This is a genomic window from Micromonospora sp. CA-248089, assembly GCF_050948515.1.
In the GTDB taxonomy this organism is placed as follows: Bacteria; Actinomycetota; Actinomycetes; order Mycobacteriales; family Micromonosporaceae; genus Micromonospora.
Map to the genome: position 1 here is coordinate 1,158,799 of NZ_CP192016.1, position 12,637 is coordinate 1,171,435.

Sequence of the window (12,637 nt, forward strand, 5' to 3'; positions counted from 1 at the left end):
CGGTGGGGATTCCCGGCCGACGGTGGCCCGGTACGCGAGTCAGGGAGGTTATGACCGTTCCCGCAGCAGTCCGTCGGATGACCGATCGGGGACAGTGCGTGATCGATCCTCTGCCATATGCTGCGCCGGCATCCGACGCACGGGGGGCGTGTCCCGGTTGTGGCTACGCGGACGCCTCTTGAGTGCATTGAAACCGAGAGGGGTCCACCGTGTCCATCGTTCGAAGAGTGCTCGGCGCACTCGCCGTGGCGGCCCTGGCCGTCACCGCCGCACCCACCGCCGCCGGTGCGGCGGCGGATCCGGCAGGCGTGCTCCACCTGACCGTCACCACGCCCGACGGCAGCCCGGCCGGCGCCAACGTCGCCGTGACGGCCGCCGACAGCAGCTACGACAAGGACCTCCTGCCGCTCGACGAGTCCGGGCAGCTCAGCGTGGAGGTGCCGGCCGGCGACTACAAGATCGCCATCACCCCGGTGTACGGCGACGGCCAGGACGACGAGGTGCTGCGTCAGTGGGTGCCGGGCCGGACCAGCTGGGCGCAGGCCGGAACGGTCCGGGTGTCCGCGGGGGACACGACGGAGGTCTCCGAGCGCCTGCTCACGCCCAGCCGGTCGACCCTGCGGGCGCGCGACGCCGTCACCGGCGCCGCGGTCGACGGGCTGTGCGTGTTCCTCGATCCCCGGCGCAATCCGTGCGGCGACACCGAGGTGACCGTCCCGCCGCTGATCCCCGGCCCGCAGGAGGTGTGGGTCTACACCCGGGACGACACCCACCTGCCCCGCTACGCCACGGTGAACGTCCTCGCCGACGGCAGCGGCACCGCCGTGGTCGTCCTGACCCCGGCCGCGAACGTGGTCTCCCGGGTGGTCGACGCGGCGACCGGCGCACCAGTCGCCGGGGCCTGTGTGACGCCGGCGCCCGCCGGCACCGGCGAACTCCCCCACAACCCGGGACGGTACTGCTCCGACGCCTCCGGGAACGTCCGCGTCGGCCTGATCACGGCCGGCTCCTGGAACCTGTTCGCCCGCCCCGCCGGGGGATCGGGGTACGGCGCGCAGTGGGCCGGCGCAACCGGCGGCACCGGTGACGCGAAGCAGGCCCGGGTGGTCACCCTCCGGGCCGGGCAGACGGTCACCGTGCCCCCGATCCGGCTCGACCGCGCCGGTGTCGTCACCGGCACCGTGACCAGCGCGGCCACCGGCAGGCCGGCGACCTCCGGCACCGTGACGCTCGCTCCCGAGTCGGGCTCCTTCCTGCAGTGGGGAGTGGAACTGGACGCGCAGGGCCGCTACCGGATCGACTGGCTCGGCCCGTACGCCTGGCCGTTGCTGTTCACCACCACCGACAACGCCACCCAGTGGTCCGGCGGGTTCGCCCTGCGGGGCAAGGCCGCGCCGGTCACGGTCCGGGCCGGCGCCACCACCGTCTACAACCTCGCCGTACGGCGTGGCGTCCTGGTCACCGGTCGGCTCGTCGACCCGGAGGGCCGCCCGGTGGTCGCCGAGTTGACGGTGCGCAACGCGCGTACCCGTGAGGTCATCGGCTACACATTGGATCTGAATCGCGACGGCGAGTACGCGCTGCGCGTGCTCGGCCCCCAGCCGGTCACCGTGGCGTGGCTCTGGACGCCGCCGTACGTCACCTACGCCGGCTGGTACGACGGCGCGGCCCGCCCGGCCGACGCCACCGAGGTGGCCCTGCCGGGCACCGGCGCCCTGCGGCTCGACGTCGAGGTCGACCGGTTCCCGGCCGGTTCAGCGGCACCGGCCGGTTCAGCGGCGCGGGCCGGTTGAGTGACACGAGCCGGTTGATCGGCGCGGGCCGGGTGGCGTGTGAGCCACCCGGCCCGGCGCCGGTCAGCGTGCCGAGTCCAGCCGGGTCCGCTGCTCGGCGGTCAGCTCCAGGTCGACCGCGGCCAGGCTCTCCTCCAACTGCGCCACCGAGGAGAAGCCGACGAGCGGGACGGCCGGGATGTCGCCGCCCATCAGCCAGGCCAGCACCACCTGGTTGACGGTGGCACCGGTCTCGGTGGCCACCGCCCGCAACGCCTCCAGCCGGGCCGGGGTGGCGGGCACCGCGTACTCCTCGCCGAGCCGCTCCGGCCGGACGTACGCGCCCTTCAGCAGCGGCGAGTACGCCACCAGCGTGAGCTGCGGCTCGGTGCGCAGGTAGCTGAGCAGGTCCGGGCCGACCCAGCCGACGTCCCCGTCCCGGTCCAGCTCGCTCGGCACGTCGAGACGCCGGGGCAGGTAGCTGCGGTGGTACTGCAGCACCTCGTACCCGGGCAACCCGGCCGCGGCGGCGAGCGCCCGCGCCCGCTCCACCCGCCAGGCGCGGTGGTTGCTGGCGCCCAGCAGCCCGACGGTGCCCTCGGCGACCAGCTCGGCGAAGCCCTCCACGGTCTCCTGCAGGGGCACCGTGTGGTCCTCGATGTGGGCGTAGAGCAGGTCGATCCGGTCGAGCCCGAGCCGCTCCCGGCTGCGCTCGGCGGACTCGCGGATCACCTTCGCCGACAACCCTTCCGGGTTGTCGACGTAGCTGGTGCCCGGCGCGAGCGGACGGGCGCCCAGCTTCGTCGCGATGACCACCTCGTCGCCGATCCCGCGGCTGCGCCGCCAGCGGCCGAGCAGCTCCTCGCTCTCGCCACCCTGGCCCCCGTTCTGCCAGAAGGCATAGTTGTCCGAGGTGTCGATGAAGGTGCCGCCCGCCTCGACGTACCGGTCGAGGATGGCGAACGAGGTGGCCTCGTCGGTGGCGGTGCCGAACAGCATCGCGCCGAGACTGAGCACACTGACCTCGCGGCGGGTGGCCGGGTCCGTGCCGATGGTGCGGTAGCGCATGTCTTCCTCCCCGTCGAAACGTTGCCGGTCACCATGCCCCTTCGAGTGCGCGCGAAGTCAAACGTCGAAGGGCCCCGGTTCCCCGGGGCCCTTCGGTGTGCGGCGGTTCAGCTCGGGATGTAGTCGAACTCGTCCGGGTTCGGTCCGGTCCGGCCGGCCTCGCCCCGGTCCAGCGAGGTGAGCCGCTCCATCGCGGTGTCGTCGAGCGTGAAGTCGAAGATCGCGAAGTTCTCCTCGATCCGCTTCGGCGTGGTCGACTTCGGGAAGACGATGTCGCCGCGCTGCACGTGCCAGCGCAACACCACCTGGGCCGGGGTCCGGCCGACCTGCTCGGCCACGTCCACGACCGTCGGGTCGTCGAGCACCTTGCCCTGCGCGATCGGCGACCACGCCTCGGTGGCGATGCCGTGCGCCTTGTCGTACGCCCGTACCTCCTCGTTGCCGAGGTAGGGGTGCGCCTCGATCTGGTTGACCGCCGGCACCACGTCCGCCTCGGCGGCCAGCCGCTCCAGGTGCGCGACCTGGAAGTTGGACACGCCGATCGACCGGACCGTGCCCGCGTCACGCAGCTCCTCCAGCACCTTCCAGGTGGAGACGAAGTCGCCGTCGTAGCGGGTGGGCAGCGGCCAGTGGATCAGGAACAGGTCGAGGTAGTCGAACTTCAGCTCCCGCAGCGACTGCTCGAACGCCTTGCGGGCGTCGTCCGGGCGGTGGAAGCCGTTGTTCAGCTTGCTGGTGACGAAGACCTCGCCGCGGTCCAGGCCGGAGGCGCGCAGCGCCTGACCCACCTCGGCCTCGTTGCCGTACATCTGGGCGGTGTCGATGTGCCGGTAGCCGACCTCGAGCGCGGTGCCGACCGCCCGCACGGTGTCCTTCGGCTCGATCTGGAAGACGCCGAAGCCGAGCTGCGGGATGGTGTTGCCGTCGTTGAGTGCGATGTCCGGAATGCCGTTCTGGGCCATGAGAGCCTCATCTCCGATCGTGCGGTGCCCGGGGCGCGTCCGTGCCGACCGCCTCCCGGCCGTGCCAACCGGATGTCTCTACCCGCTCGCCACGCTTCGGAACATCGGGGACGAGCGTCAACTCCAGATCGACCGCGCCCACTCGGGGTGGTCGACGAACGGGTTGCGGTTGCCCTGCCAGCGCTCGTAGATGCGCTGGTTGCGGCGCTTCTCGAAGGCGTCCGGCGGATCCTGGTCGTTCCAGGCCAGCAGCTTCGACAGCCGCCCGAGCCGGGGCGCGGAGCCGTTGGAGACCGAGTCGTTCGGTTCCAGGTCCGGCCAGCCGTCGCCGCCCTCGTACCGGATCGCCATGTAGAGGATCATGCGGGCCACGTCGCCCTTCACCGCGTCGCGCGGCTCGAACGAGTCGGCGTCGGTGTAGCAGCCGGGCGCCTCGGCGACCGTGCCGCCGCCCGCGTCGAAGTCCTTGTTACCGCGCAACGAGTTGACCGACACGTCCTCCGGGCGAAGGTGGTGCACGTCGGTGCCGGGACCGGTGGCGGTGCCGAAGTCGCCGTGCGACTTGGCCCAGACGTGCTCCCGGTTCCAGTCGTTCGCGCCGCCGCCGTTGCTCGTCTTGCTCTGCGACCGTCCGCTGTAGAGCAGGATCACGTTGGCCGGGTTGGCCGGATCCTGATCGGTGTCCTTCAGCGCGTCCCACACCTGGTCGTAGCTGAGTTTCGTCTGCACCTTGATGATGCCGTGCAGCGCGGTGCGCAGCGCCGGCCCGGTCTTGCCGGACGCAGCCGCGTAGTAGGCGTCCGGCACGGCGGTGCCGGTCGGGCTCGGGGTCGGCGTGGGACTCGGCGTGGCGCCGCCGCCGAGACTCATCGCGGTCGGGTTCTTCAGCCCGCCGTGGCTGAAGTACGCGGTGAGCGCGCCGGTCGCGGTCACCTGCCGCCCGCGCAGCGACGGGTTGGTGAGCAGCCCGAAGGTGCCCCGCCAGGCGGCCGTCACCTGCACGTACAGCATCCGGCTCGTGCCGGTCTCGCCGGCCTGGTCGGCGAGGGCGATCGCGGTGTCCGCGGTGAAGCCGGAGGTGAGCACCGTGGTGGTGGCGGTGGGCTGGCCGATGACGTAGCCGGTCACGGTGGCCGTCCGGCCGTCCTGGACGGCGAGCGCCTGCGCCACGGTCAGGGGCGTCGCGGCCGACGCGGCGCCGGTCACGCCGAGCGGGACCGCGACCGCGACGGCGAGCACGACCGTCGCGATCAGCCGCCCGGGTCGCGAGCGGGTGACGCGCTTCATATCCATGATCAGCGATGCTAGTCGCCGTCGGCCGGTTTGAGGAGAGGGACGTGGCGCCGCTACGTCACGAGGCCGCCAGCCGGGCGTAGACGTCGCCGGAACGACCGGCCGGGCGGTACGTCTCCAGCAGGCGTACCAGCTCGGCCGCGTCCAGCCACCTGTCGCTCGCGAACCGCATGGTCTCCACCGGCGAGTAGTTGTAGCGGTAGCCACCCGCCGACGCGCCCAGCCGTTCCACCAGCTCCAACGCGGCCAGCGCGGAGTCGTGCGCGGGCGGCAGGTACTCGAACGACAGCCCGCGCACCGGGTGACTCAGCCCGGCCAGCACGTCGACCTCGAAACCCTCGACGTCGACCTTGCAGAACGCCGGTACGCCGTGCCGCGCGACCAGGTCGTCGAGCGTCACCACCGGCACCTCGACCGACCGGTCCCAGCGGACCCCGGCGAAGCTCGGATCGGCGGTGACCGACTCGATCCACGACGACGACATGGTGGACACCGTCGGCGTCGCCGACGACAACTCCAGCCGTGCGCTCCCGGACCGCGCCCCGACCGCCGTCGGTTCGATCGTCACGTCGGCGTCCCGGCCGAAGCCCAGGCGAAGCACCCGCAGACAGTCCGGCTGCGGCTCCACCGCGACGACGCGTGCGCCCAGCCGTCGCCAGGTGCGGACCCGGCCGCCGACGTGGGCGCCGATGTCGAAGCCGAGGTCGCCGGGGGAGAGGAACTGCCCGTAGAGCTGCCGGGCACGCCGGTGCTTGGCCGGCTGACCGTGGTAGACGGCCAGGGAACGGGTGATCCCCCAGGCCCGTGCGAGCATCGTCACGACTTCCCTAACTGTGAGTGGTGGACTTCGGTCCGAACGCGTGCAGGAACCGGTCGCGGAACGACTCCATCGGCCAGACCGGGGCCTGCGGGTCGGGGTTGAGGCCGTCCTGCCAGCCCCACCCGGCGATGCGGTCGAGCACGGCCGGGTCCTTGGCGACGACGGTGATCGGCACGTCCTTGCCGGCGCCCTCGCCGGTGACCGCCCGGGCCGGCTGGTGGTCGCCGAGGAACACGAGCACCAGGTTCTCGTCACCGTACCGCTGCACGTAGGAGATCAGCGTGCGCAGCGTGTAGACCACCGCCTGCCGGTACGCCTCCCGGGTGCCCTCCGCCGAGCGGTCGGCGCGCGCCGTCCCCTTGTACACCGAGCCGTCCCCGACGTCGTCCCAGTCGACCAGCGGCGGTACCGGCGTCCACGGGATGTGGCTGGACAGCAGCGGGATCTCGGCCATCACCGGGGCGTGTCCCGGTCCGCGCTCGCTGCGCTGGAACGCCGACAGCGTGTACTGGTCCGGCGGTGAGGAGAAGCTGAACAGCGGCCCCCGGTAGCCGAGCTCCTTCACGCCGTACACCTTGTCCGGGGAGAAGAACTCGGCCTCCGGCCAGGCCCGGGTGAGCGCCGGCATGACGAGCGTGGTCCGCCAGCCGGCGCGCTTGAACGCCCCGTTCAGTGTCATCCGGTCGCTGCGGACCAGGTTGGTATAGCGCAACTGGTTGTCCGCCCGGATGCCGCTCATCAGCGTGGCGTGCGCGAGCCAGCTCCCACCGCCGGTGGTGGACGAGGTGAGGAACGCGCTGCGGCTGCCGTACCCGGCCGCGCGCAACTGCCGGGTCCCCTCGTCCAGGACGGCGTCCACCTCCGGCGCGAGGTCCGGATCCTCCACCGCGACCCGGCCGTAGCTCTCCACGAACGTGAACAGCACGTCCTTGCCGCGCAGCGCGGTGAGCATCTCCTCGCCCGGCATGGTCTGGAACGGGTCACCGGCGAGCTGGGTGTTCAGCGTCTCCTGGTCGTTGAGGCCCGCCCGTACCTGCCGGGCCCGGTCGTAGAGACCGGACGCCACCGTGCCGGCGGCGACCGGGACGCCCGGCACGATCTGCGCGCCGAGCACGACGCAGACCACCCAGGCGGCGGCGAACGCGGTGGTCGCGCGCGCGGTCACCCGCCGGTGACCGGCCACGACCCGGGTCAGCCGCCGCACCGACAGCGTCACCAGCAGCGGTACGGCGAGCACGGCGACCACCGCCAGCGCCACCGCACCCACCTCGGCGGCCCGGCCGTACGACTCGGACAGGAACTCCGCGCCCGCGCCGAGGAACGTCCAGTCGGCGATCAGGTCGAAGGGGCGGTCCAGGACCAGCGAGAACCCCAGGTCGGTGACCTTGAGGACGAGGACCAGGCCGAGCAGCGCGCCGAGCAGCGTGGCCGCCACCCGGCGCGGACGCGGCGGCAGGACCAGCAGCAGGGCGACGGCGATCAGCCCTTCCACCGGGATGCGCAGGAACGCGCGGGGGGTGAACTCGTTGATGTCGCTCGGCGCGACGAGTGCCACAAGCACGAGTGCGGCGGCCAGCGCGGTGACCGTGGCGGCGAGCACCCGCCGGGAGCGCCGCCGCCCCGGCGCCGGCGCGTCGTCGGTCGTGGTGCCGGTCTCGTTGTGGTCGGTCGTGGTGGCGGTCTCGCTGTCGTCGGTCGTGGTGGCGTCCGGGGCGTCGTCGCCGTCCGCCCGGCGGGACAGGTCGGTCACCGGTGCCGACCGCCGACCTCGGCGGGCTCGCGGGCGATCCGCACGCCCGGCGTCCACTCGGGCCGGTGGCCCGCCGGTGCGGGGGAGACCGGCGCGGCCGGGAGTGCGCGCGGCACCGGCCGTACGCGGTGCCGCCACAACCAGGCGACGTCACGGCCGAACGACTCGACGAGCATCGCGAGCGCGCCGAGAAGCACCGCGACGGCGAGCAGCCGGGGCAGGACGCCCGCCGCCACCACCGCCAGCGCGATGCCCTGCGTGGCGGCCACCACCTTGCGCCAGTAGCGCGGCGGCAGCGAGCCGCGCATCCACGGCAGGACCCAGCCGGCGGCGACGAAGACGTACCGCATCGCGCCGATCACCAGCACCCAGGCGCCGACCTGGTCGGCGACGTACCCGCAGAGGACCAGGACGAGGAAGGAGTCGACCTCCATGTCGAACCGGGCGCCTAGCGCACTGGCGGTGCCGGTGCGCCGGGCCACCTGCCCGTCGACCCAGTCGAGGGAGAGCGCCACCGCGCTCAGCGTGACCAGCACCGGCACCACGATCGGCTCGCGGAACGAGTCGACAGTCAGCGCGGCCACGCCTCCGGTGAGCGTCGCCCGGGTGAGCGTCACCCAGTCGGCCGGCCCGAGCCGCTCCGCGCCCGAGCGGCGCAGCCCGTATCCGAGCGCCGCGACCGTCACCACCCCGAAGAGCAGACCGGCCAGCCAGCCGTACGCGCTCAGGCCGACCGTGCCGGCCAGGGCCGCGAGTACGCCGACCTGGAGAATCGCCCCCGCGAATGGATCAGTTCGAAGTGCGGACACCATGCCTCCGAGGTAGACGTCACGAACCACACGTGTGTACGGAGAACATGCCCGAACAGTTCGTTCTGATGCCGGAAACGCGCCAGCGGATGTGGCACGTTACGTCTGCGGGCGCGGCGGCGCGCGGTCAGCGGGGCGTGCCGGCGGTGTCCCCGTCGCGCCGGGCCAGCGCCGAACGGCGGTAGCCGTACAGGGCGTAGACGACCGCGCCGAGCAGGAACCAGGCGCCGAACCGCAGCCACGTCACCGGGTCGAGGAACGTGATCAGCCAGATCGAGAAGATCACGCCGAGCGCCGGCACCACGGGCATGCCGGGGAGCCGGAACGTCCGCGGCGCGTCCGGGCGGCGGTAGCGCAGCACGATCACTGCCACGCACACCACCACGAACGCGAGCAGGATGCCGATGTTCGTCAGCTCGGCGGCCTGCCGGATCGGCAGGAAACCGGCGATGAGCGCCGAGCCGCCCCCGACGATCCAGGTGACCCGGGTCGGCACCCGGCGTACCGGGTGGACCTTGGCGAACCAGCCGGGCAGCAGTCCGTCCCGGCTCATCGAGAACCACACCCGGGTCACGCCGAGCATGAACGTGAACATCACGGTGAGGATGCCGATGATCGCCCCGACCGCGATCACGCTGGCGAGCCCGGACAGCCCGACCGAGGCGAACGCGGAGGAGAAGCCGCTCTCCGGGTCGATGTCCCGGTAGTTCTGCATGCCGGTGAGCACCAGCGTGGCCAGCACGTACAGCACCATCGAGATGACAAGTGACCAGATGATCGCCTTGGGCATGTGCCGGCGGGCGTCGCGCGACTCCTCGGCGGCGGTGCTCATCGCGTCGTACCCGAAGACGGCGAAGAAGACGGTGGCCGCGCCGGTGATCGCGCCGCCGACCCCGAACGGGAAGAACGGCGAGTAGTTGGCGGTCTTCACGTGGAAGAAGCCGACCACGATCACCAGCAGCACGACAGCGACCTTGAGCCCGACCACGAACGTCTCGAACCGCGCGGCGGCCTTGATGCCCCGGGTCAGCAGGAATGCGATGAGCAGGCAGAGCACCACCGCGAACAGGTCGACGCGGTGCCCGTCGCCGGTGCCGGGCGCGCCGAGCATCCAGGCCGGCAGATCCGCGCCCAGCTCGTTGACCAGGAAGCCGAAGTAGCCGGAGATGCCGATCGCCACCACCGCGACGATGGCCGTGTACTCCAGCAGCAGGTCCCAGCCGATGAACCAGCCGACCGCCTCACCGAGCACCGCGTACCCGTAGGTGTAGGCCGACCCGGCCTTCGGGATCATGCCGGCGAACTCCGCGTACGACAGCGCGGCGGCGGCGCTGGCCAGGCCGGCGATCAGGAACGACACCAGCACGGCCGGGCCGGCGGTCTCGTTCGCCACCGCCCCGGCCAGCGCGAAGATGCCCGCGCCGATGATCCCGCCGACGCCGATCGCGGTGAGCTGCCACAACCCCAGTTCGCGGGAGAGGCCCTCGTCGGTCTCGTCGGCGATCTGTTCGACCGGCTTGCGCCGGAAGATGCCCTGTGCCACGGCCATTGCCGGCCCCTCCCCGTCGCCCGCGTCGTACCGCCTGGGGCCACCGCGTCCGACGAGCCGTGACCCCGCCATGGACGAACGTAAATCCTCGGCGCGAAGATCGCAGCGCGACGGCCGCTATCACCCCGGCGGCGGGCCGGCGACCAGCCGCCAGTACTGCCGTTTGCCCTCGTCGCGGACCACGACGCCGAGCCGGGCCAGCTCCCCGTGCAGCTCCCGGGTCTCGGCGTCGTGGCCGCCGTCGAGCGCCCGCTGCCGGGCGCGCAGCAGGGCGTCCGCGCCGGGCGGCAGGCCGGGCAGGCCCTCCACCCACCGCCGGTACGCGTCCCGGTGCGGATCCGCGCCGATCCACGGCCAGCCCTGCCGGGTGAACGCCGCGCGCAGCCGCTCGGCGTCCAGGTCGGACTTCTCCCGGGCCAGCTCGCCGCCGGCGGTGTCCAGCAGCACCAGCGCCTCGCCGTCGACGAACACCCCGGCCACGTCGGCGCGGGCCACGTCCCGGCCGTGCCCGTCGCGGTGCAGCCGTACCGTCAGGTGCCCGACCGTGACGGTCAGCCGCTCGCGGAACGCCACCGCCGCCAGGAGCAGGCCGCCGAGCAGGCCCACCCCGGCCCCGATCGGGTACGACCGCTCGTCCGGCCACCCGTCGAGCAGCTCGAACAGGCCCTGGAACGGAAACCAGGGCAGCCCGGCGATCCAGCCGGACAGCGCGGTCAGCCCGGCACCGAGCCCGGCCCCGAGCAGCGGGAAACCGGCCCACATGACCACCAGTTCGGCGCGTCCGCCGTCGACCACGACGTCCTCGCCGAGTCCGCGGGCCGCCACGGTCACGACACCTCCCGGCGCATGGTCCGGAACAGCCCGGCGGCCAGCGGCAGGAGCACCCAGACCGCCAGCGAGACGCCGAGCCGGGCCCACTGCCCGCCGGTCACCTCGGCACCGAGCAGCGGCTCCATCGTGTAGGACGTGTCCAGCCAGCGGGCCGGCGCGCGCAGGCCCTCGATCATCGCGGCGAGCAGGCTCCACACGGTGGGCAGCAGCAGGTAGGTGACGATCGCCAGCGGCGTGTTCAGCAGCAGCAGGCCGAAGGCGGCACCCATCAGCACGCTCGCCACCTGGAACACGGCAGCGTGCGGCAGCAGTTGCCAGTCGAACGTCCAGGTGCCCGCGCCCCCGGTGGCCCGTGCGGCGAGCGTGCCGACGGCGGCGACGGCCAGGCTGACCAGCACCGAGGCGAGGGCGGCGAGCACCACCGCGGCGAGCTTGGCGACGATCACCCGCTCCCGGCGGGGCACCAGTGCGAACGTGGTGAGCGCGGTGCGCTGCGACCACTCGCCGGTGATGGAGAGGATGCCGAGCACCGGCAGCAGCAGGCCGACCGGCAGCAGCGACGGGGTGAAGAAGGCGCTGAACGTCTGGTCCGGCGCGTCCACGACGAACAGTTGCACCACCACGATCGCCGCGGCGATCAACCCGATCGTGATCAGCAACCACCGCCCGGCCCGGGTGTCGGCGAGCTTGCGCAGCTCCACGGCGGTGAGCCGGGCCAGCGAGGGGCCGGCGACGGTGGCCTCGGGTCGCGGCGGTGCGGGGGTGCGGGTGGCGGTGGTCATCGGACGGCCTCCTTGGTCGACGCGCCGGCGGTGAGGGTGAGGAAGAGTTGTTCCAGGCCGCCGCTGCCGGCCGGGCGCAGCTCGGTGAGGACCAGCCCGGCATCCGCCGCGGCCTGGCCGACCTCGCCGGGCTCGGCCCGGACGACGAAGCCGCCGTCGGTGCCGGCGGACGCGGGCAGCGCGGCCCGCTCCAACGTCAGGCGCAGCGCGTGCGCGTCGCGGGCGCGCACCAGCGTGCCGGCGCCGGCGAGCAGCTCGTCCTTGCCGCCCTGGGCGACCACCCGGCCGCCGCCGATCACCACCAACCGGTCGGCCACCGCCTCCACCTCGCGCAGCAGGTGCGAGGAGAGCAGCACCGTGCCGCCCCGGTCGGCGAAGTCGCGCAGCAGGCCGCGCATCCAGAAGATCCCCTCCGGGTCGAGGCCGTTGGCCGGCTCGTCGAGGATCAGGACCCGGGGGTCGCCCAGCAGCGCCAGCGCCAGGCCGAGCCGCTGCCGCATGCCCAGGGAGTACGCGCCGACGCGGCGCCGGGCCGCGGTGTCGTTCAGCCCGACCCGGTCGAGCACCGCCGCCACCCGTCCCCGGTCCACGCCCATGGTGCGGGCGGCGAGCGTGAGCGCCTCCCGTCCGGTGCGCCCGGCGTGCTGCGCCGACGCGTCGAGCAGCACGCCGATCTCCCGCCCCGGGTTGGGCAGGTGCCGGTACGGGCGGCCACCGACAGTCGCGCCGCCCGAGGTGGGCGGCGTCATCCCGCAGATCATCCGCATGGTGGTGGACTTCCCTGCGCCGTTCGGCCCGAGGAAACCGGTCACCGAGCCCGGTTCGCACCGGAACGTGACGTCCTCGACGGCGGTGTGCGCGCCGTACCGCTTGGTGAGCTGGTCGACTTCGATCATGCCGTCGAGCCTGCCGGGGCCACCCGGTCGCGCGCTGCGGCCGACGGTCGGCGCCGATGTCGACCTCGGTTCACCGCAGGCGTCGACTTTGGTAGCTGGTAGCCG

General features: G+C 73.0%; 11 protein-coding genes. 1 reads left to right on the forward strand and 10 read right to left on the reverse strand.

The window, feature by feature from the left end; genetic code table 11:
* Nucleotides 1-209 precede the first annotated feature (209 nt).
* Nucleotides 210-1,793, forward strand: a complete 1,584-nt coding sequence (locus ACQP26_RS05745) for a hypothetical protein (protein ID WP_433495149.1) — start codon at nt 210-212, stop codon at nt 1,791-1,793.
* Nucleotides 1,794-1,856: 63 nt separating this feature from the next.
* Here ACQP26_RS05745 and ACQP26_RS05750 read toward each other — a convergent pair whose 3' ends face one another.
* The 10 genes from ACQP26_RS05750 to ACQP26_RS05795 all read right to left on the reverse strand — a co-directional run bounded on the left by ACQP26_RS05750 (nt 1,857) and on the right by ACQP26_RS05795 (nt 12,532).
* The gene (locus ACQP26_RS05750; protein WP_269701850.1) at nt 1,857-2,840 is read right to left on the reverse strand and encodes an aldo/keto reductase; all 984 of its coding nucleotides are present in this window, start codon (nt 2,838-2,840) and stop codon (nt 1,857-1,859) included.
* A 107-nt stretch (nt 2,841-2,947) separates the two neighbouring features.
* Complete coding sequence (locus ACQP26_RS05755) at nt 2,948-3,802, reverse strand: aldo/keto reductase (RefSeq protein WP_269701849.1); 855 nt, start codon at nt 3,800-3,802, stop codon at nt 2,948-2,950.
* A gap of 117 nt (nt 3,803-3,919) precedes the next feature.
* A complete protein-coding gene (locus tag ACQP26_RS05760) occupies nt 3,920-5,095 on the reverse strand; it encodes an endonuclease (RefSeq protein ID WP_269701848.1) in 1,176 nt (391 codons plus the stop codon).
* Between the two features lie 58 nt (nt 5,096-5,153).
* The gene (locus ACQP26_RS05765) at nt 5,154-5,909 is read right to left on the reverse strand and encodes an FkbM family methyltransferase (protein ID WP_269706908.1); all 756 of its coding nucleotides are present in this window, start codon (nt 5,907-5,909) and stop codon (nt 5,154-5,156) included.
* 13 nt (nt 5,910-5,922) lie between these two features.
* A complete protein-coding gene (locus tag ACQP26_RS05770; RefSeq protein WP_433495150.1) occupies nt 5,923-7,665 on the reverse strand; it encodes a sulfatase in 1,743 nt (580 codons plus the stop codon).
* The gene (locus tag ACQP26_RS05775) at nt 7,662-8,477 is read right to left on the reverse strand and encodes a CDP-alcohol phosphatidyltransferase family protein (RefSeq protein WP_281578874.1); all 816 of its coding nucleotides are present in this window, start codon (nt 8,475-8,477) and stop codon (nt 7,662-7,664) included. The genes ACQP26_RS05770 and ACQP26_RS05775 overlap by 4 nt, the downstream gene beginning before the upstream one ends.
* A gap of 124 nt (nt 8,478-8,601) precedes the next feature.
* Entirely contained in the window at nt 8,602-10,023 is a 1,422-nt protein-coding gene (locus ACQP26_RS05780) for an amino acid permease (protein WP_433495151.1), read from the reverse strand.
* Between the two features lie 120 nt (nt 10,024-10,143).
* A complete protein-coding gene (locus tag ACQP26_RS05785) occupies nt 10,144-10,854 on the reverse strand; it encodes a YqeB family protein (protein ID WP_433495152.1) in 711 nt (236 codons plus the stop codon).
* The gene (locus ACQP26_RS05790) at nt 10,851-11,636 is read right to left on the reverse strand and encodes an ABC transporter permease (RefSeq protein WP_433495153.1); all 786 of its coding nucleotides are present in this window, start codon (nt 11,634-11,636) and stop codon (nt 10,851-10,853) included. The genes ACQP26_RS05785 and ACQP26_RS05790 overlap by 4 nt, the downstream gene beginning before the upstream one ends.
* Nucleotides 11,633-12,532, reverse strand: a complete 900-nt coding sequence (locus ACQP26_RS05795) for an ABC transporter ATP-binding protein (protein ID WP_269701837.1) — start codon at nt 12,530-12,532, stop codon at nt 11,633-11,635. Before ACQP26_RS05795 ends, ACQP26_RS05790 begins: the two co-directional genes overlap by 4 nt.
* Nucleotides 12,533-12,637: the final 105 nt, after the last annotated feature.

Excerpts from the sequence above, each read along its gene's own strand:
- ACQP26_RS05760 (WP_269701848.1), bottom strand. The coding sequence starts at position 5,095 with ATGGATATGAAGCGCGTCACCCGCTCGCGACCCGGGCGGCTGATCGCG.
- ACQP26_RS05775 (WP_281578874.1), bottom strand. The coding sequence starts at position 8,477 with ATGGTGTCCGCACTTCGAACTGATCCATTCGCGGGGGCGATTCTCCAG.
- ACQP26_RS05755 (WP_269701849.1), bottom strand. The coding sequence starts at position 3,802 with ATGGCCCAGAACGGCATTCCGGACATCGCACTCAACGACGGCAACACC.
- ACQP26_RS05790 (WP_433495153.1), bottom strand. The coding sequence starts at position 11,636 with ATGACCACCGCCACCCGCACCCCCGCACCGCCGCGACCCGAGGCCACC.
- ACQP26_RS05750 (WP_269701850.1), bottom strand. The coding sequence starts at position 2,840 with ATGCGCTACCGCACCATCGGCACGGACCCGGCCACCCGCCGCGAGGTC.
- ACQP26_RS05765 (WP_269706908.1), bottom strand. The coding sequence starts at position 5,909 with ATGCTCGCACGGGCCTGGGGGATCACCCGTTCCCTGGCCGTCTACCAC.
- ACQP26_RS05795 (WP_269701837.1), bottom strand. The coding sequence starts at position 12,532 with ATGATCGAAGTCGACCAGCTCACCAAGCGGTACGGCGCGCACACCGCC.
- ACQP26_RS05780 (WP_433495151.1), bottom strand. The coding sequence starts at position 10,023 with ATGGCCGTGGCACAGGGCATCTTCCGGCGCAAGCCGGTCGAACAGATC.